Genomic DNA, 19,753 nt, shown 5'->3' on the forward strand with positions numbered 1-19,753 from the left:
GCCATGGCCAAGCGCAGCATCGCCACCGAGATCGACATCGCCGCCGCTCCGGATCAGGTATGGCGGGTGCTGACCGACTGGCCGCGCTACCCGGAATGGAACCCGTTCATCGTCGGCCTGCACGGCCGCCGCGAAACCGGCGCCAGCCTGGTGGCCACCATCCATCCGCCCGGCGGCCGGCGCCTGACCTTCCGGCCGCGGCTGACGGCGTTTTGCGCGGCGCAGCAACTGCGCTGGCGCGGCCAACTGCTGCTGCCGGGCCTGTTCGACGGCGAACACTACTTCCGGCTGGAAGCGCTGGCAGACGGCGGCACCCGCTTTCATCACGGCGAGGATTTTTCCGGCATCCTGCTGCCTTTGATCGGCGGCGCGCTGCTGGACAAGGCCCGCAACGGCTTCCTGCTGATGAACCAGGCGCTGAAACGGCGCTGCGAAGCGCTTGCCAGCCAGGCTCCAGCTTGACACAATCGACGGATTCGTCCTGGCACGGCGCCCGGACCAGATTTTGAAAATTGACCAAAAATCATGAAAACCTCTGAAATTCGCAAGAAATTCCTGGATTTCTTCGCCTCCAAAGGCCACCAGGTAGTCGCCTCCAGCAGCCTGATCCCGGGCAACGACCCGACGCTGATGTTCACCGTCGCCGGCATGGTGCAGTTCAAGGACGTGTTCCTGGGCTTTGAAAAGCGCGACTACACCCGCGCCACCACCAGCCAGAAATGCCTGCGCGCGGGCGGCAAGCACAACGACCTGGAAAACGTCGGCTACACCGCGCGCCACCACACTTTCTTCGAAATGCTGGGCAACTTCAGCTTCGGCGACTACTTCAAGCGCGACGCCATCACCTTCGCCTGGGAATTCCTCACCGGCGAACAATGGCTGGCGCTGCCGAAGGACAAGCTGATGGTGACGGTGTACGCCACCGACGACGAAGCCTACGACATCTGGCACAAGACCGTGGGCCTGCCGGCCGACAAGATCGTCCGCATCGGCGACAACAAGGGCGCGCCGTACGCGTCCGACAACTTCTGGACCATGGGCGACACCGGCCCCTGCGGTCCGTGCACCGAGATCTTCTTCGACCACGGCCCGTCCGTGGCCGGCGGCCCTCCGGGCAGCCCGGACGAAGACGGCGACCGCTTCATGGAAATCTGGAACAACGTGTTCATGCAGTTCAACCGCGACGAAGCCGGCGTGCTGCACCCGCTGCCCAAGCCGTCCGTCGATACCGGCATGGGCCTGGAACGCCTGTCCACCGTGCTGCAACACGTCAAGTCCAACTTCGAGACCGACGGCCTGGCCTGCCTGGTGCGCGCCGCCGCCCGCGAAACCGGCGTGGCCTACAGCCAGGACGTGCCGTCGCTGAAAGTCATCGCCGACCACATCCGCGCCTGTTCTTTCATGATCGCCGACGGCATCCTGCCGTCCAATGAAGGCCGCGGCTACGTGCTGCGCCGCATCGCCCGCCGCGCCATCCGCCACGGCTACAAGCTGGGCCAGAAGGGCCTGTTCTTCCATAAGATCGTGGCCGACCTGGTCGCCGAGATGGGCGACGCCTATCCGGAGCTGCGCGAGAAGCAGGCTCAGATCGAAGACGCGCTGCGCGCCGAGGAAATCAAGTTCGCCGAGACGCTGGAAAACGGCATGGCGCTGGTGGACGCCGCGCTGGAAGGCGGCAAAAAAGAGCTGGATGGCGAAACCATCTTCAAGCTGTACGACACCTTCGGCTTCCCGGTGGACCTGACCGCCGACATCTGCCGCGAACGCGGCATCCACGCCGACCTGGAAGGCTTCGAGCGCGCCATGGAAGCGCAACGCGAGCGCGGCCGCGCCGGCTCCACCTTCAAGATGAGCGGCAAGCTCAGCTACAGCGGCGACGACACCTGCTTCCACGGCTACGACAAGAGCAGCGTGGAAGCCAAAGTGCTGGCGCTGTACAAGGGCACGGAACCGGTTGAGGCGCTGTCCGCCGGCGACGAAGGCATCGTGGTGCTGGACAACACCGCCTTCTACGCCGAAGGCGGCGGCCAGGTAGGCGACGTGGGCGAAATCTCCGCCACCGGCGGCCTGGACGCGTTGTTCGACGTGGCCGACACCCAGAAGATCCAGGGCGCGGTCTTCGGCCACAAGGGCGTGCTCGCCCGCGGCGCGCTGAAGGTCGGCGACAACGTCACCGCCACCATCGACCTGCATCAGCGCCTGGCCAGCGCCCGCAACCACTCCGCCACCCACCTGCTGCACGCGGCGCTGCGCCATGTGCTGGGCAGCCACGTGGCGCAGAAGGGTTCGCTGGTCAATCCGGAACGCACCCGTTTCGACTTCGCCCACGGCGAGCCGGTGACGGCGGAGCAGATCGCCGAGCTGGAGCGCGTGGTCAACCGCGTGATCGCCCATAACGTCGAAGTCAAGGCCGAGCTGATGAGCATGGCCGACGCGCAAAAATCCGGCGCGATGATGCTGTTCGGCGAAAAATACGGCGAGGAAGTCCGCGTGCTGACCATGGGCGACTTCTCCGCCGAACTATGCGGCGGCACCCACGTCAAGCGCACCGGCGACATCGGCCTGTTCAAGATCGTGGCCGAAAGCGGCGTCGCCGCCGGCGTGCGCCGCATCGAAGCCGTGACCGGCGAAGGCGCCGTCGCCTGGGTTCAAGCCCAGGAAGCGGAACTGAAAGCCGCCGCCGGCGCGCTGCAAGCGCAGCCGGGCGAGCTGATCGCCAAGATCGAACGCCTGCAAGCCGAACTGAAAGCCGCGCAGAAGGAAGCCCAGCAGCTGAAGGGCCAGCTGGCCTTCGGCCAACTGGACGAACTGGTCAGCGTCGGCATGCGCACCATCAACGGCGTCAAGTGCGTCGGCAGCCGCATCGACAACGTCGACGCCGCCACCCTGCGCGACATGAGCGACAAGCTGATGGACCGTCTGGAAAGCGGCATCGCGCTCCTGGCCTGCGTCAACGAAGGCAAGGTCAGCCTGATCGCCCGCGTGTCCAAGGACCTGACCGGCAAGGTCAAGGCCGGCGAACTGGTCAACCAAGTCGCCATGCAAGTGGGCGGCAAGGGCGGCGGCCGTCCGGACATGGCCCAGGCCGGCGGCACCCAGCCGGAAAACCTGCCGGCTGCGCTGCAAAGCCTGCCGGACTGGCTGATGAGCAAGCTGTAAGCCGCGCAAACCGCACACAAACGAAACGGCCGCATGACTATCATGTGGCCGTTTTTTATTCGGTAACAATTGGCTTGCAAAATGCGATCAGCCCCGTCAACAGGAGCCTGCCATGGAAACCATCGAATTCCGCCTTGCCGACTGGGATGACCTACCGGCTGTCTGTCACTTGATCCAGCAGGCGTTCGCCCCGCTGACCGCCACGCTGCCCAGCCGCCCCACCGCGCTGGACGAAACCGTCGCCAGCCTGACCGGCCACCTCGCCAGCGGCAGCCAGATCTTCCTGGCCTGGCAGCAACGGCAGCTGGCCGCCTGCCTGTTGGTGCTGCCGCCGGACGATGGCTGCGCCGAGGTCAAACGCGTCTGCACCCACCCGGAACTGCAAGGCCTGGGCCTGGGCTCCGCCCTGCTCCACCACGCCGAAGCGCAGCTGCGGCAACAAGGCGTGCAACGCATACGGCTGGCAACCCGCCGCCGCCTGCCTGGCAATCTGGCGTTCTATCAGCGCCTCGGTTATCAGGAGATCGCGCGCCAGCCTTACGCCGCAGAGGTGGATGATGAGCGCGTGGTATTGAGCAAGCAATTAGCCGCCTGAAACTGCAGAGCCAGCCAGACACTAATTTGAAGCAAAACCCTGTAAGTTTGTTTCATATCAAGCCATGAAAAATCAGAGTTAAATAATATACACATGCTTCTTATGGCTTCTCCTTTGTTGTTTGCTTTGATGCCCCCGGGACCTCCCGGGGCTTTTTTTGCCTGCGCCCAAGCGCCTGCTTATAGTGGAAACACCTATCCACTTCGTCGAGGGGAGCGCCATGCGCCTGCCTTTGCTCGCCCTGCTCGCTTGCTGCTGCCAGCTGCTATCCGCCCGGGCGGACCAGCCCCCGCCGGAACTCTACGCGCTGACCGAAAACCTGCCGCCGCTGAGCTATCAGCAAGGCGGCGACTACAAGGGCTTCTCCAATGAGTTGCTGCTGATGATGCTGCACGAAAGCGGCCTGCACGCCACCATTGAGATCAAGCCGTGGAGCCGCGCGCTGCGCGAGGCGCAACAAGTGCCGAATACCGTGCTGTACCTGACCGTGCGCACGCCGGAGCGCGAGGATTGGTTCAAATGAGTGGGACCGGCCCTGCCCTTGCCGATTGAGCTATTCCGACTGGGCGGTCCCAAGGCGCTGCCGTACACCTCGCCCGGCGCGCGCGGGTGGCGGTAGCGCGCGACACGCCCGGGCAAAAGATGATGGAAGACCGGGGGTTTTCAGAAAACCAAAACCTGGTGCTGACCAACGACGAAGCGCAGTCGGCCAAGCTGCTGTACGCGCGCCGGGTGCCGTACACGGTTGGGGTGGCGCTGTTCCAGCGCTACGCCGCGCGCCAGCAGGGCCAGGACCCGGAGCGGCTGGATTCGGTGCAGGTGCTGGATGACAGCACGCAGTTCTATTTCGCGCTGCAAAAGGATAGCAAGCCGGAATACGTCGCGCGCCTGCAGGCGGCATTGGACAAGATCAAACAGGATGGCCGCTACGCCTCTCTGCTGAAACGCTACACCCACCCCTGAATCCGCTTACAACACCAGCTTGCCGCCCACCAGCGCCAGCATCACCGCCAGCGCAGGCCTGAGCCAGTGGTCCGCCAGCTTGCCGGTCAGCTTGCTGCCCAACCAGATGCCGGGCAGCGAGCCGCTGAGGAGTTTCAACAGCAGCAGCCAATCCAGATGCCCCATGCTGGCGTGGCCCAGGCCGGCCACCAGCGTCAGCGGCACCGCATGGGCGATTTCCGTCCCCACTAGGCGCGAAGTGGACAGCGCCGGATACAGCATGAACAGCGCCAGCGTGCCCAACGCGCCGGCGCCGATGGAGCTGAGCGTCACCAGCGTCCCCAGCACCGCCCCCACCAGCGCGGTGGGCCACCAGCGCTCGCCCACGCCAAGCTTGGCCACATGGCGCCCGCCCACCTTCATCAGCCAAGGCTTGCCCAATATGGCCGCCGCAGTCAGCAGCAAGGCCAGGCCGAGCACAAAGCGGAATATTTCGTCCATGATGCGCGGCGACACATGCAGCCAGGACAGCAAGCCCAGCGTCAACAGCGCCGCCGGCACGCTGCCCAGCGCCAGCTGCAGCGTGATGCGCCAGTCGATATGGCGCTGCCTATGATGCACCACCACCCCGCCGGCCTTGGTCAGCGCGGCGTACAGAAGGTCGGTGCCGACGGCCGTGGCCGGCGAAATGCCAAACCACAACAGGATGGGCGTCATCAGCGAGCCGCCGCCGACGCCGGTCAGCCCGACGATAAAGCCGACCGCCAGCCCCGCCACCGTGTATCCCAGATCCATAGCCGTCCTCATTTATCCTGCAACAAGCAGCCGATGCTACGCGGTTTGCTTATAACAATTTAGATCGTTTTGATACAACAATATATTCACAAAACATATGAATGGCTTACCCTGCAAGTTTCATCGCGGCATCACAGCCTCGTAACAACAGCGGGCTAAGTTTTAATCGAAACAAAATGACACGGGACGCCACAACCGCCGCCTGATTTACACCCAAAGCCTTTACAAACTGAGCAAATCGCGTCAACTTGATACCGTCAGGGCGCCCCCGCCCAGCTTGCCGGCCACCTCCGCGCCAGCCGTCAGGATCGCCCTGAGAAGTCCACGTTTCGAGATCGAAAGGTGCAGGATGATTTCTCGTATCCCCCTGAGCGTTCGTAGAAAACAGGCCCGAGACCAGCATGAAAGCTTCCTCTATGCCGTGGCCAAACCACAGCTGAGCGACGAGGAAAGGTCGCGCCAGCAGAAAGTGCGGCAACGGGCCCACGACCGCGACGACGCCCGCTTCCTAGCCGACCGTTGCGACGATCTGTTCTGAAACCTTGACGGGGCCGCACGGCCCCGCCCACCTGCCTCCGCCCACGATGGCGGCGCGCCCTCCGTATTTTTCTTTACACCATCCCGTCCCCTTCTTGCCCCCCGGAAATCACGTATCCGCCAAGCGTTGACTTGACGCAACGCGCCGCTTTCCGCCTAAAAAAATTCCAACAATACGACGACAGAGGAATTTTTTTTCTAAAAAATGACCGATAGCAATAATTTTTATACTTTCTTTACACGAGGCTGCTCGCTTTTATCAGGTTTTTGACGTCGGTTTGATTACCTTCCACATCGCACATTACGCATGGAGATTTTCACTATGGATTGGCTTTATCTGGGCCTGGTCGCGCTGTTCTGCGCACTGACCTGGCTGCTGATCGCAGCCTGTGACCGACTGGGAGGCAAGCAATGACTGCCTGGTACCTGATCAGCGCCCTGCTGGCGCTTGGACTGTTCGTCTATCTGATCTACGCATTGGTCAAACCGGAGAATTTCTAATCATGACAACACCCGCCATGCTCCAACTGGGGCTGTTCCTGGCCGTGCTGATCGCGCTGGCCTGGCCTCTGGGCGCGTACATGACGCGCATCATGCAGGGGGAAAACGTCGGTCCGGTACGCTTTTTCGCGCCGCTAGAACGCGGTTTCTATCGCCTCGCCGGCATCAAGCAGGATGAGGAAATGGGCTGGCGCGGCTACACCGTGGCCTTGATCCTGTTCAACGTGCTGGGAGTGTTTGCCGTCTACGCCCTGCAACGCCTGCAAGGCGCGCTGCCGTTCAACCCGCAAGCGATGGCGGCGGTCAGCCCGGACTCCTCGTTCAACACCGCCATCTCCTTCGTCGCCAATACCAACTGGCAAGGCTATGGCGGCGAAACCACGATGAGCTATCTGACCCAGATGCTGGGTCTGACCGTACAGAACTTCTTGTCGGCTGCGACCGGTGCCGCCGTGGTGATCGCGCTGATCCGCGGCTTTGTCCGCCACAACAGCAGCAAGATCGGCAACTTCTGGGTGGACATCACCCGCCTGACCCTGTACATCCTGTTGCCGCTGGCCGTGGCGTTCGCGCTGGTCTTCACCCAGCAGGGCGTCATCCAGAACCTGTCCGCCTACAAGGATGTGCACACGCTGGAAGCGACCAAGTATCAGCAGCCCAAGGTTGACGCCAAGGGCAATCCGGTGACCGGCAAGGACGGCAAGCCGGTGATGGAAGACAAGTCCACCCAGACGCAGACCCTGCCGATGGGCCCGGTGGCCTCGCAAGAAGCCATCAAGATGCTGGGCACCAACGGCGGCGGCTTCTTCAACGCCAACTCCGCCCACCCGTTTGAAAACCCGACCCCGCTGGCCAACTTCCTGCAAGACATCGCGATCTTTCTGATTCCGGCAGCCTTGTGCTTCCTGTTCGGCCGCATGGTCGGCGACCGCCGCCAGGGCTGGGCCATCCTCGCCGCGATGACCATCATGTTCGCCACCGCCTACGCGGTGGAAGTCAGCGCCGAGCAAGCCGGCGTGCCGCAATACAACGCCCTGCACATCGACCAGAAAGCCAGCGGCCTGCAGGCCGGCGGCAATATGGAAGGCAAGGAAGCGCGCTTCGGCATCATCGACACCTCGCTATTCGTTACCGTGACCACCTCCGCCTCCTGCGGCGCGGTGAACGCGATGCATGACTCGCTGACGCCGATCGGCGGCATGGTGCCGATGTTCCTGATGCAGCTGGGCGAAGTGGTGTTCGGCGGTGTGGGTTCCGGCCTGTACGGCATGCTGATCTTCGCCATCCTGGCCGTGTTCATCGCCGGCCTGATGGTAGGCCGCACGCCGGAATACCTGGGCAAGAAGATCGAAACTTACGAGATGAAGATGACCGCGATCACCATTCTGGTGACCCCGACGCTGGTGCTGGCGCTGACCGCCATCGCCGTGAGCATGGCAGCGGGCAAGGCCGGCATCGCCAATCCGGGCGCGCACGGTTTCAGCGAAATCCTGTACGCCTTCACCTCCGCGGCCAACAACAACGGCAGCGCCTTCGCCGGCCTGTCCGCCAACACGCCGTTCTACAACATCACCACCGGCATCGCCATGTTCTTTGGCCGCTTCTTCATGATCGTGCCGATTCTGGCCATCGCCGGTTCGCTGGCAGCCAAGAAGCGCCTGGCCGTCACCAGCGGCACCCTGCCGACCCACGGTCCGCTGTTCGTGACGCTGCTGATCGGCACCGTGCTGCTGGTTGGCGCCCTTAACTATGTTCCGGCTCTGGCACTGGGCCCGGTAGTCGAGCATCTGCAAATGCTCGCCGCCCGCTAAGCGCCCGTCAGTCAGTCAAGGAAACTCGAAATGAACGACAAGAATCATTCAAAGACCCTGGTAGCAGAACCCGCCGCTGCCAGCCACAAGAGCGCGAGCAAGGGCATGTTCGATCCGGCGCTGGTGAAACCCGCCATCGTCGATTCGTTCAAGAAGCTGTCGCCGCGCACCCAGTGGCGCAACCCGGTGATGTTCGTGGTGTACGTGGGCAGCATCCTGACCACCGGCCTGTGGATCCAGTCGCTGGGCGGCCAGGGCGAAGCTTCCTCCGGCTTCATCCTCGGCATCGCGCTGTGGCTGTGGTTCACCGTGCTGTTCGCCAACTTCGCCGAAGCGCTGGCCGAAGGCCGCAGCAAAGCCCAGGCCGCCAGCCTGCGCTCCGCCAAGAAAAACGTGGTGGCCAAGAAGCTGGCCGGCGGCAATCACGGCGCCGCCAAGAGCATCGTGGACGGCACCAGCCTGCGCAAAGGCGACTACGTGCTGGTGGAAGCCGGCGACGTGATCCCGGTGGACGGCGAAGTGATCGAAGGTGTGGCCTCGGTCGACGAATCCGCCATCACCGGCGAATCCGCGCCGGTGATCCGCGAATCCGGCGGCGACTTCTCCTCGGTCACCGGCGGCACCCGCGTGCTGTCTGACTGGATCGTGGTGAAGATCACCGTCAACCCGGGCGAAACCTTCCTCGACCGCATGATCGCCATGGTGGAAGGCGCCAAGCGCCAGAAGACGCCGAACGAGATCGCGCTGACCATCCTGCTGGTGGCCTTGACCATCGTGTTCCTGATCGTCACCGTCACCCTGCTGCCGTTCTCCTTATTCAGCGTGGAAGCGGCCAAAGCCGGCACGCCGATCAGCATCACCACCCTGGTGGCGCTGCTGGTCTGCCTGATTCCGACCACCATCGGCGGCCTCTTGTCCGCCATCGGCGTGGCCGGCATGAGCCGGATGATGGGCGCCAACGTGATCGCCACCTCCGGCCGCGCGGTGGAAGCCGCCGGCGACGTGGACGTGCTGCTGTTGGACAAGACCGGCACCATCACGCTGGGCAACCGTCAGGCTTCCGCCTTCATCCCGGCGCCGGGCGTCAGCGAGAAAGACCTGGCCGACGCCGCGCAGCTGGCCTCCCTGGCCGACGAAACGCCGGAAGGCCGCTCCATCGTGGTGCTGGCCAAGCAGAAGTTCAACCTGCGCGAGCGCCAACTGGCCAGCCATGAAGCCAGCTTCATCCCGTTCAGCGCGCAAACCCGGATGTCCGGCATCGACTACGACGGCCGCTTGATCCGCAAGGGCGCCATCGACGCCATCCGCCGCCACATCGCCGAGCAAGGCGGCCAGTTCCCGGACGCGCTGTCCAAGAGCGCGGACGAAGTGGCCCGCCGCGGCTCCACCCCGCTGCTGGTGGCCGAAGGCAACCGCGCGCTGGGCGTGATCGAGCTGAAGGACATCGTCAAGGGCGGCATCAAGGAGCGCTTCGCCGAACTGCGCCAGATGGGCATCAAGACGGTGATGATCACCGGCGACAACCCGCTGACCGCCGCCGCCATCGCCGCCGAAGCCGGCGTGGACGACTTCCTGGCCGAAGCCACGCCGGAAGCCAAGCTGAAGCTGATCCGCAGCCATCAGGCCGAAGGCAAGCTGGTGGCGATGACCGGCGACGGCACTAACGACGCCCCCGCCCTGGCCCAGGCCGACGTGGCGGTGGCGATGAACACCGGCACCCAGGCGGCCAAGGAAGCCGGCAATATGGTGGACTTAGACTCGAACCCGACCAAGCTGATCGAGATCGTGGAAATCGGCAAGCAGATGCTGATGACCCGTGGTTCCTTGACCACCTTCTCCATCGCCAACGACGTGGCCAAGTACTTCGCCATCATCCCGGCGGCGTTCGCCAGCACTTACCCGCAGCTGAACGCGCTGAACGTGATGGGCCTGAACAGCCCGTCCTCGGCCATCATGTCCGCCGTGATCTTCAACGCCATCATCATCGTGTTCCTGATCCCGCTGGCGCTGAAGGGCGTGAAGTACCACGCCAAGAGCGCGGCCGAACTGCTGCGCGGCAACTTGCTGGTCTACGGCCTAGGCGGCCTGCTGGTGCCCTTCGCCGGCATCAAGATCATCGACATGCTGCTGGGCGCGCTGGGTTGGGTGTAACAGGCAATCTAAGGTTCCCGGACCCGGTCCGGGGCATCACCCCGGCATGCCGGGAACCGGGCACGGGCCAGCCCGCCGCCGCCAAGATGGCGACGGGCGCCGCGCCAAGAGAATGGAAAGGATTATCGTGAAAATCATTCGTCCCCTGCTGGTGATCTTCGGCGGCTTGTCGCTGCTCACCGGCCTGGCCTACCCGCTGGCCACCACCGGCATCGCCCAGGCGGTGTTTCCGGCGCAGGCCAACGGCAGCCTGATCGAAAAAGACGGCAAGGTCGTGGGCTCGCGCCTGATCGGCCAGAACTTCAGCGGCGAACAGTACTTCTGGGGCCGTCCGTCGGCCACCAGCCCGATGCCGTACAACGCCGGCAGCTCCGGCGGCTCCAACCTGGGCCCGACCAACAAGGCCCAGCTGGACGCGGTGAAGGGCAATGTGGACAACATCCGCAAGGCGCATCCGACCCAGACCGGCCCGGTGCCGGTGGACCTGGTCACCGCTTCCGGCAGCGGCCTGGACCCGGAAATTTCGGTCGCCTCGGCTTACTATCAGGTTGACCGCGTAGCCGCCGCGCGTAAACTGCCGGCAACGGCCGTGCGCAAGCTGGTCGATGACCATATCATCGGCGAGACCTTCGGCCTCCTGGGCGAGCCGCGCGTCGATGTGCTGGAGCTGAACCTGGCGCTGGATCAGCTGGCCCGCAAAGCCTGAGCCGTCCAGCTCTAGCCACGGAAACACACGGAAGGACGCGAAAAGGCTCCCCCAAGGCGGCTCGCCTGGCCATTTCGTGTCGTTTCGTGGATTTCGTGGCTCATTTACTTGTGATTCCGTGTGTTTCTGTGGCTGAACAATAGGATGCCTCATGTCTGATACCCGTCCTGATCCCGATGCGCTGCTGGATGAACTCAAACGCGAGGAGGAGCAGGCTAATCGCGGCCGGCTGAAAATCTTCTTCGGCTCCTGCGCCGGCGTCGGCAAGACCTTCGCCATGCTGGCCGCCGCGCGCATCAAGCAACAGGAAGGGGTCAAGGTGCTGGTCGGCGTGGTGGAAACCCACGGCCGCAAGGAAACCGCGGCGCAGCTGGACGGGCTGGAAGTGCTGCCGCCCAGCCAGATCGAGTACAAGGGCCGCACGCTGTCGGAATTCGACATCGACCAGGCGCTGGAACGCCAGCCGCAACTGATCCTGATCGACGAGTTCGCCCACTCCAACGTGCCCGGCTCGCGCCACCCCAAGCGCTGGCAGGACGTGGAGGAGCTGCTCGCCGCCGGCATCGACGTCTACACCACTCTCAATGTGCAGCACCTGGAGAGCCTTAACGATGTTGTCGGCCAAATCACCGGCATCATCGTCAGGGAAACGCTGCCGGACCATGTGTTCGACATGGCCGACGAAGTCTCGCTGGTGGACTTGCCGCCGGACGAATTGCTGTCCCGCCTCGCCGCCGGCAAAGTTTACTTGCCGCACCAGGCCGAGCGCGCGGTCAAGAACTTCTTCCGCAAGGGCAATCTGCTGGCCCTGCGCGAACTGGCGCTGCGCCGCACCGCCGACCGCGTGGACGCGCAGATGCGCGCCTACCGCGCCGATCAATCCATCGCCCCGGTCTGGCATGCCCGCGAGCGGCTGCTGGTCTGCGTCGGCCCCGGCCCCGGCACCGAGAAACTGATCCGCAGCACCAAGCGGCTGGCCGCCAACCTGGACGCCGACTGGATCGCGGTCTACGTGGAAACGCCGCAGCTGCAGCGGCTGCCGGAAGAGCAGCGCGCGCGCATTCTCAAAGGCCTGAAGCTGGCGCAGGAACTGGGCGCCGAAACCACGGTGCTGGGCGGCAGCGAGCTGGCCGCCACCCTGCTGGCCTATGCCCGCACCCGCAATGTGTCCAAGCTGGTGGTGGGCAAATCGGTGCGCAATCCGCTGGTCCGGCTGTGGCAAGGCTCGCTGGTGAACGAGCTGACCCGGCTGTCCGGCGATGTCGACATCTATGTGGTGGCGCATGAGCTGGAGGACGAATCCAGCCGCCGCGGCAAACGCGTGCGCAGCCTGCTGTTCAGCGAGGATGACGAAGGCAAGACCAGGCGCGGCTATCTGGCGGCGTCCGCCATCTGCTTCGCCACCACTGCCGTCAATCATCTGCTGGTGCCGTATTTCGCCTTGTCCAACGTCATCATGGTGCACCTGCTGGCGGTGGTGCTGATCGCCACCCGCTACGGCCGCGGGCCGGGCGTGCTGGCGTCCTTCCTGTCGGTGGCGGCCTTTGATTTCTTCTTCGTGCCGCCGCGGCTGTCGTTCGCGGTATCGGACACCCAGTATCTGCTGACCTTCATCGTGATGCTGGTGGTGGCCTTGATCATCAGCCAGCTGACGGCGCGCTTCCGCTTCGAAGCCACCATCGCCACCTACCGCGAACGCCGCACCCGCGCGCTGTACGACCTGGGCCGCGAGCTGGCCGGCGCGCTGACTGCATCGCAGATCATCGAAACCGCCGTCGGCCGGCTGGAGCCGCTGTTCCGCGCCAAGGTGATGCTGTTCATCCCGAACAGCGAGGACCAGCTGCGCGCCGCCACCGATTACGGCAGCACGGCCGATACCGGCGTGGCGCAATGGGTGTTCGACAATCTGCAGCCGGCCGGCCTGGGCACCAATACCCTGCCGTCCAATCCCGCTCTGTATGTGCCGCTGAAGGCGCCGATGCGCACCCGCGGCGTCATCGCCTTGCTGCCGGAGGAAACCATCCACGCCTTCCTGCCGGAGCAGCAACGGCTGCTGGAAACCTGCGCCGCGCAGATCGCGCTGGCGCTGGAGCGGGTGCACTACGTGGAAGTAGCGCAAGACGCCATCGTGGCGATGGAGTCGGAACGGCTGCGCAACAGCGTGCTGTCGGTGGTGTCGCACGACCTGCGCACGCCGCTGACCACCATGCTGGGCCTGGCCAATATGCTGAATTCGCCGAATCTGCCGCCGGAACAGCAGGCCGACATCTCGCAGTCCATCCAGGACGAGGCGATGCGGATGAACAAGCTGGTGACCAACCTGCTGGACATGGCCAAGCTGCAGTCGGGCGTCAAGCTGAACAAGGAATGGCAGCTGCTGGACGAAGTGGTGGGCAGCGCTGTGCGCGCCTGCGAGCACAGCCTGCGCAACCATAAGCTGGAGCTGCAACTGAGCAACGATCTGCCGGTGCTGGAGTACGACGCCGTGCTGATCGAACGCGTGCTGGTCAATCTGCTGGAAAACGCCGGCAAGTACACGCCGGCCGGCTCGCATATTCAATTGGCCGCGCGTCATGAGGGCGACAAGGTCCGCATCTCGGTCAGCGACGACGGCCCAGGCCTGCCGGCCAATATGGAACACAAAGCTTTCGACAAATTCTCGCGCGGCACGCCGGAGTCCACCACGCCGGGCGTCGGCTTGGGCCTCGCCATCTGCCGCGCCATCATCGAAAACCACGGCGGCACCATAGACGCAGGCAACCTCCATCCGCACGGCGCCCGCTTCTCCTTTACCCTGCCGGCCGGCACGCCGCCCGCGCTGCCGCCGGAAGACGCCTGAACCCAAAAGAGCGATAAGACATGACCGACGCACCTATTTCCGTAGTGATCATCGAGGATGAAAAGCCGATACGACGCTTCCTGTCCTCGGCGCTGGACGAAGAAGGCCTTAACGTCTTCGAAGCCGAAACCGGCAAGCAGGGACAGATAGAAGTCGCCACCCGCAAGCCTGATATGGTCATCCTGGACCTGGGCCTGCCGGACATGAACGGCATAGACGTCATCAAAAGCCTGCGCGAATGGAGCGACATCCCCATCCTGGTGCTGTCCGCCCGCACCCAGGAAACGGAAAAAGTGGCCGCGCTGGACGCCGGCGCCGACGACTATCTGACCAAGCCGTTCGGCGTGGCCGAGTGCCTGGCGCGCATCCGCGTGCTGCTGCGCCGCCGCATTCAGGGCAGCGCCGCGCCGCAGCAAACTTTCCAGTTCGGCGACATCCGCGTCGACCTGGTCAACCGCCTGGTGCACAAGGGCGACGCGCCCGTGCATCTGACGCCGATCGAATACCGGCTGCTGTCCACGCTGATCCGCAACGCCGGCAAGGTGATCACCCATCGCGAGCTGCTGCTGGCGGTGTGGGGGCCATCGTTCTCCGAACACAACCAGTACCTGCGCGTCTACATGGGCCATTTGCGGCAAAAGCTGGAAGACAACCCGGCCATGCCGCGCCACATCGTCACCGAAACCGGCGTGGGCTACCGGCTGGTGGAAAACGCTCCCGATCCGGCCATTTGAAAACCAGACGCATGGCCTTGACAGCGTAGAACCATGGGCATAATCTAACCGACATGCGCCGATTTGACACAGCTTGCGGGCGCTTAACAAATGCCAGCTAAAGCGTATCCGGATCAACCCGCTTGCGCTTACACGGCCAGCGGGTTTTTTCTTGGCTGGCTGATTGGCACCGTTCTCCCGCAAGTCGTCCCGATCGGCTCGGGCGCCGAGTTAATGACAACTTGCAGGGCGCCTAAAAATCCTGCTAAAGCGTCGCCGGCGGACTCAAGCCCGGCACGCACAGCGCGACCGAACTTGGGAGAGCCAAACATGTACGACTGCCTGCAAGACAGCTATACCGATTTCTCTTTTGCGATTTTTGATGCCGTGGGAAGACCTCGCCCCCTGTGTGGCAGCCTGAGCGCCACCCCCCTGCCGTACGGCGACGGCCATGCGCTGCATGAGCTGGCCGCCTTCGCCCGCGATCAAGGCTATGACGTGGAACACAGCGATCAACAACGGACCGTCAGCGACATCAGCTTGGCCGACGCGCTGGCGATCAACGCCCGCTATGGCGACACGCTGATCATCAGCTGCGACCTGCGCCGCGATCCGCCGGTGAGAATTTGAGCCGACGCGACAGCATGCGGCCCGCGCGGCTATAATTGGCGTTTTCCGCCGAAAATCCCGCCAAAGCCCATGCTGTTTGAACTCAATCGCGCCACGCGCCACGAAATCATGGCCGAGGCGCGTCAGATCGCGCGCCTCGCGCTGCCGATGATGATCGCCCAGATCGCCCAAGTGGCGACCGGCTTCGTCGACACCGTGATGGCCGGCCGCGTCGGCACCGACGATCTGGCCGCCGTCTCGCTGGGCGCCAGCGTGTTCATCACCGTCTATGTGACGCTGATGGGGGTGGTCGCGGCGCTCAATCCCATCCTGTCCCACCACCTTGGCTCCGGCCAGACGCGCGAATTCGGCCGCGACGCCTCCCAGGGGCTGTGGTTCGGCCTGCTATTGGGCGCGCTGGGCGCGCTGTTGATGCTGCTGCTGGAAGCCCCGCTGCGCCATGTGCTGGACCTGCCGCCGCAAGTGATAGACAAGGTGATGCTGTTCATCACCGGCGCCGCCATCGGCATGCCGGCCGCGATGGCGCACCGCGCGCTGCACGCCTACGCCTCCAGCCTGGGCCATCCCAAACCCATCATGGTGGTCAGCCTGCTGGCGCTGGCGCTGAACATTCCGCTGAACTACATCCTGATCCACGGCCTGTTCGGCCTGCCCAAGATGGGCGGCGCCGGCTGCGGCTGGGCAACCGGCATCGTGTTCTGGTTCAACTGTCTGGCGCTGCTGGCTTATGTCAGCTGGCACAAGGCCTTCCGCGGCAACCGGGTGTTGGCGTCGCTGGCCGCGCCGGACTGGCGCCGCTTCGCCGCCTTCCTCAAGCTGGGCACGCCCATCGGCCTGTCCTTCTTTGTCGAAGTCAGCCTGTTCTCTTTCATCGCGCTGTTGATCGCCGAGCTGGGAACCGTGGTGGTGGCCACCCACCAATCGGTGCTGAACTTCTCCAGCCTGATCTACATGCTGCCGCAAAGCGTGGCCACCGCCTTGTCGGTGCGGGTCGGCCACCATGCCGGCGCCGGCGACTACAAGGCCGCCCGCTTCATTTCCGGCGTCGGCCTGGCCATGGGGCTGGCCATGGCCGGCGCCGCCATGATCCTGGTTCTGCTGCTGCGCGAACCCATCATGCGCATGTACAGCGAGGACCCGCGCGTGATCGCCATGGGCACCACCCTGTTGCTGTTCGCCGCCGTCTATCAGTTGACCGACGCCGCCCAGACCATCGCCTCCGGCGCGCTGCGCGGCTACAAGCTGACCGCCATCCCGATGGCCATACACATCACCTCGTTCTGGATCGCCGGCCTCGGCCTGGGCATCCTGCTTGGACTGACCGACTGGATCGTGCCGCGAATGGGCATCTACGGCTTCTGGACCGCTCTGGTGATCAGCCTGACGCTGGCCGGCCTGCTGCTCACTTATTATCTGGCCCGCGCCAGCCGCCAGCGGCTGCGCCGCGACCAAGGAATCCTGCTATGACCCTGCAGTTTCAAGCAGACGTCGATCTGCGTCCATACAACACCTTTGGCCTGGCGGCGCGCGCCGCCCACTTCTGCCGGCTGGACGATCTGGCCGACCTGCCCGCCCTGCTGGCCCATCCGCTATACCACCAGGGTCCGGTGCTGTGGCTGGGCGGCGGCAGCAATCTGCTGCTGACGCGCGATTACCCTGGCTTGGTGATCAAAGTGGCGCTGACAGGCATCCGCCTGTTGCGCGAAGACGGCGGCCACGTGATCGTCGAGGCCGCGGCCGGCGAAAACTGGCACGATTTTGTGCTGCATACCCTGGAGCAAGGCTGGTACGGCCTGGAAAACCTCAGCCTGATTCCCGGCACCGTGGGCGCCAGCCCGGTGCAGAACATCGGCGCTTACGGCGTGGAGGTGAAGGACCATTTGCATGAAGTCGTCTGCGCCCAGCTGGACCGCGACGGCGCCCCGCTGGTGCTGTCCAATGCCGATTGCCGTTTCGGCTACCGCGACAGTGTGTTCAAACACGAGGCTGCCGGCCGGCTGCTGGTGATCGCCGTGCGCTTCAGGCTGTCGCGCCATGCCAGCTTGCGCACCGGCTACGGCGACATCGCCCGGCAGCTGGCCGCCGACGGCATCACGGCGCCGACCCCGAGCGACATCAGCCGCGCGGTCATCGCCATACGCCAGAGCAAGCTGCCGGATCCCGCCGTGCTGGGCAATGCCGGCAGTTTTTTCAAGAACCCGGTGGTATCGGCCGCGCAGGCCGAGCAGCTCCTGGCCAGCCACCCGCAGCTGCCGCACTACCCCGCCGCCGACGGCCGGGTCAAACTGGCCGCCGGCTGGCTGATCGACCAATGCGGCTTGAAGGGCTACCGCGACGGCGACGCCGGCGTGCACGCCAAGCAGGCGCTGGTGCTGGTCAACTACGGCGAGGCCAGCGGCGCGCAACTGCACGCCCTCGCCCGCAAGGTTCAGGAGGCCGTTCGGGAACGATTCGGCGTGGCGCTGGAGCCGGAGCCGCTGATTTTGTAGTTTTCTTGCGGGAACCGATCCTGCGAAAGCCACTCTAGCCATCATCCTGCGGCGGGATTTGACCGCCGGCAATCAAAATCTAAAGAGGGCGCGATGAGCAGCAAACCTAGCGTATTGGTGTTTGATCTGGGCGGCGTGCTGGTGGACTGGAACGGCATCGATCCGCTGATGCGGCTGTCCGGCGGCACCTTGTCACGGGAAGAGGCGCGCCGGTTCTGGATAGAGAATCCATGGGTGGCGCGGCTGGACCTGGGCGAATGCACGCCGCAGGCATTCTGCGCGGCGATGGTGGATGCGCTGCAGCTGGGCCTCTCCCTGCAAGCGATGCAGGAGCAATTATCCGCCTGGCTGGCGGGCTGCTACCCTGGCGCTGGCGAATTGCTCGACACCCTGTCCCAAACCTTCCCGCTGGCGGCGCTCAGCAACAACAACGCGTTGCATTGGCGCAAGATAGAGCGGGAGTTCGGGCTGCTGGGGCATTTCCAGCATACATTCGCCTCTCATCTGCTGCATTTGCGCAAGCCCGATCTGGCGATCTATCGCCATGTCGAGCAGGCGCTGGATCTGCAAGGAGAGCAGATCGCCTTCTTCGACGACAACATCGAATGCGTGGAAGCCGCCCGCGCCATCGGCTGGCAAGCCTTCCACACAGTCGGCTTCGAGCAGCTGCAAGCCACGCTGCGCGCGCAAGGCTGGCTGTAACCTCAGCCGATTAGGCCGCCGGCGCGCAGGAACAGGTACAGCGCCGCCAGCATCCCCACCAGCCAGGCCAAGGAACGCAGCGAGGCCTGGTTGGCGATATACAGCAGACCGTGGGCGACGCGCGCCAGCACGAAGACGGCCGCGGCGGCATTCATCGCCGCCTCCGGCACCTTCATCAGCCAGGCGGCCACGACTGCCGCCGTCCAGGTCGGCAAGGCCTCCCAGGCGTTCTGCTGCGCCCAGCCCGCGCGCTGGCGATAGCCATCCGCCCTGGCCGCCACTTCGCGCGGCTTATGATTGTCGTAACGCGTCCCGGCCTTGGATACCCCGGCCCAGATCAACGGCAACACGGCCGCCAGCAACAAACTCCATAAGACAAACGGCATCGCGATTCTCCTCAACGCTTGCCCGGCCAATCGCCGAGATAGCGCTCATCATCGAAGGTAGCGACCCAATGCGGTCGATACACCACCAACACTGCCAGCAACAAGCCGGTCGTAAAGGCCTCGGACCACGACAGCAGGAAATAATACGGCACAGCCTCTTCCAGCAAGGCATCCCAGGGGTAGACTCCGGCCAGCCCCAGCACCAGCAAGCCGCACGCCGCGGCGCAGATCAAGCTGGCGCCGCCGGCCAGAAAGCCGTTGACGAACACATAGACGAAGAAATGCGGCGGCAGGAACCGCCGCGCCAGGTGCAACCCAACGCCGGTCAAGACGACTGCCGGCAGCGCCGTCAACAACCAATTCAAGCCCAAGGCAAGCCAATCGGCATGGCCGCCGGCCGCCAGCCCGATCTGCACCGCGGCCAAGGCCAGCAATGCCAGCCACGGCCCCATCAACAAGGTGAACAGCGCGGCGCCGAGCATGTGAAACGACAAGCCGGGATGCAAGCCCGCGCGCAGCAGCCACAGCGCCAAATCGAATACGCAGGCGCCCATCCAGGCATTCAGCGCCGCGGCGTCCAATTGCCGCCACGGCACGCGCCAGGCGGCCACGCACAATCCGGCCAGCGCCAGAGCGTTTGCCAACCAGGCAATCCAGGGACCAAACAGAGAAGCCGACAAATCCATGACATTGAGCTTGCGGTTCGATGCCTGCCAGCATACCAGATGCCAAGCGCCGTTCGCGCCGCGTCGCGCGCCTTTTTCGCAAGACTGCCGTTACAATACGCTTTTGGATGG

At 64.3% G+C, this 19,753-nt stretch carries 18 protein-coding genes; 15 read left to right on the forward strand and 3 right to left on the reverse strand.

Going from position 1 to position 19,753, the window contains the following annotated elements:
- Positions 1-3: 3 nt before the first annotated feature.
- From BI343_RS13920 to BI343_RS13940, 5 genes are all read left to right on the forward strand, one after another.
- Positions 4-462, forward strand: coding sequence for an SRPBCC domain-containing protein (locus BI343_RS13920; RefSeq protein WP_071110138.1), 459 nt, complete (start codon positions 4-6; stop codon positions 460-462).
- A 63-nt stretch (positions 463-525) separates the two neighbouring features.
- A complete protein-coding gene (gene alaS, locus BI343_RS13925; protein ID WP_071110139.1) occupies positions 526-3,159 on the forward strand; it encodes an alanine--tRNA ligase in 2,634 nt (877 codons plus the stop codon).
- Positions 3,160-3,271: 112 nt separating this feature from the next.
- A complete protein-coding gene (locus BI343_RS13930) occupies positions 3,272-3,754 on the forward strand; it encodes a GNAT family N-acetyltransferase (protein WP_071110140.1) in 483 nt (160 codons plus the stop codon).
- A gap of 220 nt (positions 3,755-3,974) precedes the next feature.
- Positions 3,975-4,277, forward strand: coding sequence for a type 2 periplasmic-binding domain-containing protein (locus BI343_RS13935; RefSeq protein WP_071110141.1), 303 nt, complete (start codon positions 3,975-3,977; stop codon positions 4,275-4,277).
- 158 nt (positions 4,278-4,435) lie between these two features.
- A complete protein-coding gene (locus BI343_RS13940; RefSeq protein ID WP_422614116.1) occupies positions 4,436-4,717 on the forward strand; it encodes a hypothetical protein in 282 nt (93 codons plus the stop codon).
- 6 nt (positions 4,718-4,723) lie between these two features.
- Here BI343_RS13940 and BI343_RS13945 read toward each other — a convergent pair whose 3' ends face one another.
- Positions 4,724-5,491, reverse strand: a complete 768-nt coding sequence (locus BI343_RS13945; protein WP_071110143.1) for a sulfite exporter TauE/SafE family protein — start codon at positions 5,489-5,491, stop codon at positions 4,724-4,726.
- Between the two features lie 948 nt (positions 5,492-6,439).
- On the opposite strand from BI343_RS13945, the gene kdpF reads away from it, so the two are divergent.
- From kdpF to BI343_RS14000, 10 genes are all read left to right on the forward strand, one after another.
- Positions 6,440-6,529 carry a K(+)-transporting ATPase subunit F gene (kdpF, locus tag BI343_RS13955; protein WP_021476355.1) on the forward strand — a complete coding sequence of 30 codons (90 nt, stop codon included), beginning with the start codon at positions 6,440-6,442 and terminating at the stop codon, positions 6,527-6,529.
- 2 nt (positions 6,530-6,531) lie between these two features.
- Positions 6,532-8,340 carry a potassium-transporting ATPase subunit KdpA gene (gene kdpA / locus BI343_RS13960; RefSeq protein ID WP_071110144.1) on the forward strand — a complete coding sequence of 603 codons (1,809 nt, stop codon included), beginning with the start codon at positions 6,532-6,534 and terminating at the stop codon, positions 8,338-8,340.
- Positions 8,341-8,370: 30 nt separating this feature from the next.
- Positions 8,371-10,491 carry a potassium-transporting ATPase subunit KdpB gene (kdpB, locus tag BI343_RS13965; RefSeq protein WP_071110145.1) on the forward strand — a complete coding sequence of 707 codons (2,121 nt, stop codon included), beginning with the start codon at positions 8,371-8,373 and terminating at the stop codon, positions 10,489-10,491.
- 127 nt (positions 10,492-10,618) lie between these two features.
- Positions 10,619-11,197 carry a potassium-transporting ATPase subunit KdpC gene (gene kdpC, locus BI343_RS13970; protein WP_280513338.1) on the forward strand — a complete coding sequence of 193 codons (579 nt, stop codon included), beginning with the start codon at positions 10,619-10,621 and terminating at the stop codon, positions 11,195-11,197.
- Positions 11,198-11,348: 151 nt separating this feature from the next.
- Complete coding sequence (locus BI343_RS13975; RefSeq protein ID WP_043625503.1) at positions 11,349-14,036, forward strand: DUF4118 domain-containing protein; 2,688 nt, start codon at positions 11,349-11,351, stop codon at positions 14,034-14,036.
- A 20-nt stretch (positions 14,037-14,056) separates the two neighbouring features.
- A complete protein-coding gene (gene kdpE / locus BI343_RS13980; protein WP_071110147.1) occupies positions 14,057-14,770 on the forward strand; it encodes a two-component system response regulator KdpE in 714 nt (237 codons plus the stop codon).
- A 309-nt stretch (positions 14,771-15,079) separates the two neighbouring features.
- Positions 15,080-15,379 (forward strand): hypothetical protein, encoded by a 300-nt coding sequence (locus tag BI343_RS13985; protein WP_071110148.1) that lies wholly within the window; start codon positions 15,080-15,082, stop codon positions 15,377-15,379.
- Positions 15,380-15,448: 69 nt separating this feature from the next.
- Complete coding sequence (locus BI343_RS13990; protein ID WP_071110149.1) at positions 15,449-16,846, forward strand: MATE family efflux transporter; 1,398 nt, start codon at positions 15,449-15,451, stop codon at positions 16,844-16,846.
- Positions 16,843-17,868 (forward strand): UDP-N-acetylmuramate dehydrogenase, encoded by a 1,026-nt coding sequence (murB, locus tag BI343_RS13995; protein WP_071110150.1) that lies wholly within the window; start codon positions 16,843-16,845, stop codon positions 17,866-17,868. The genes BI343_RS13990 and murB overlap by 4 nt, the downstream gene beginning before the upstream one ends.
- A 93-nt stretch (positions 17,869-17,961) precedes the next feature.
- Positions 17,962-18,570: an HAD family hydrolase gene (locus BI343_RS14000; protein ID WP_071110151.1), complete on the forward strand. Its 609-nt coding sequence runs from the start codon at positions 17,962-17,964 to the stop codon at positions 18,568-18,570.
- A gap of 2 nt (positions 18,571-18,572) precedes the next feature.
- On the opposite strand, the gene BI343_RS14005 is transcribed toward BI343_RS14000, so the two are convergent.
- Complete coding sequence (locus tag BI343_RS14005; RefSeq protein ID WP_071110152.1) at positions 18,573-18,956, reverse strand: MAPEG family protein; 384 nt, start codon at positions 18,954-18,956, stop codon at positions 18,573-18,575.
- Positions 18,957-18,967: 11 nt separating this feature from the next.
- On the reverse strand, positions 18,968-19,642 hold the full coding sequence (locus tag BI343_RS14010) for an energy-coupling factor ABC transporter permease (protein WP_071110153.1): 675 nt from the start codon (positions 19,640-19,642) through the stop codon (positions 18,968-18,970).
- Positions 19,643-19,753 lie beyond the last annotated feature (111 nt).

It is taken from the genome of Chromobacterium amazonense (assembly GCF_001855565.1).
GTDB classification, from domain to species: domain Bacteria; phylum Pseudomonadota; class Gammaproteobacteria; order Burkholderiales; family Chromobacteriaceae; genus Chromobacterium; species Chromobacterium amazonense.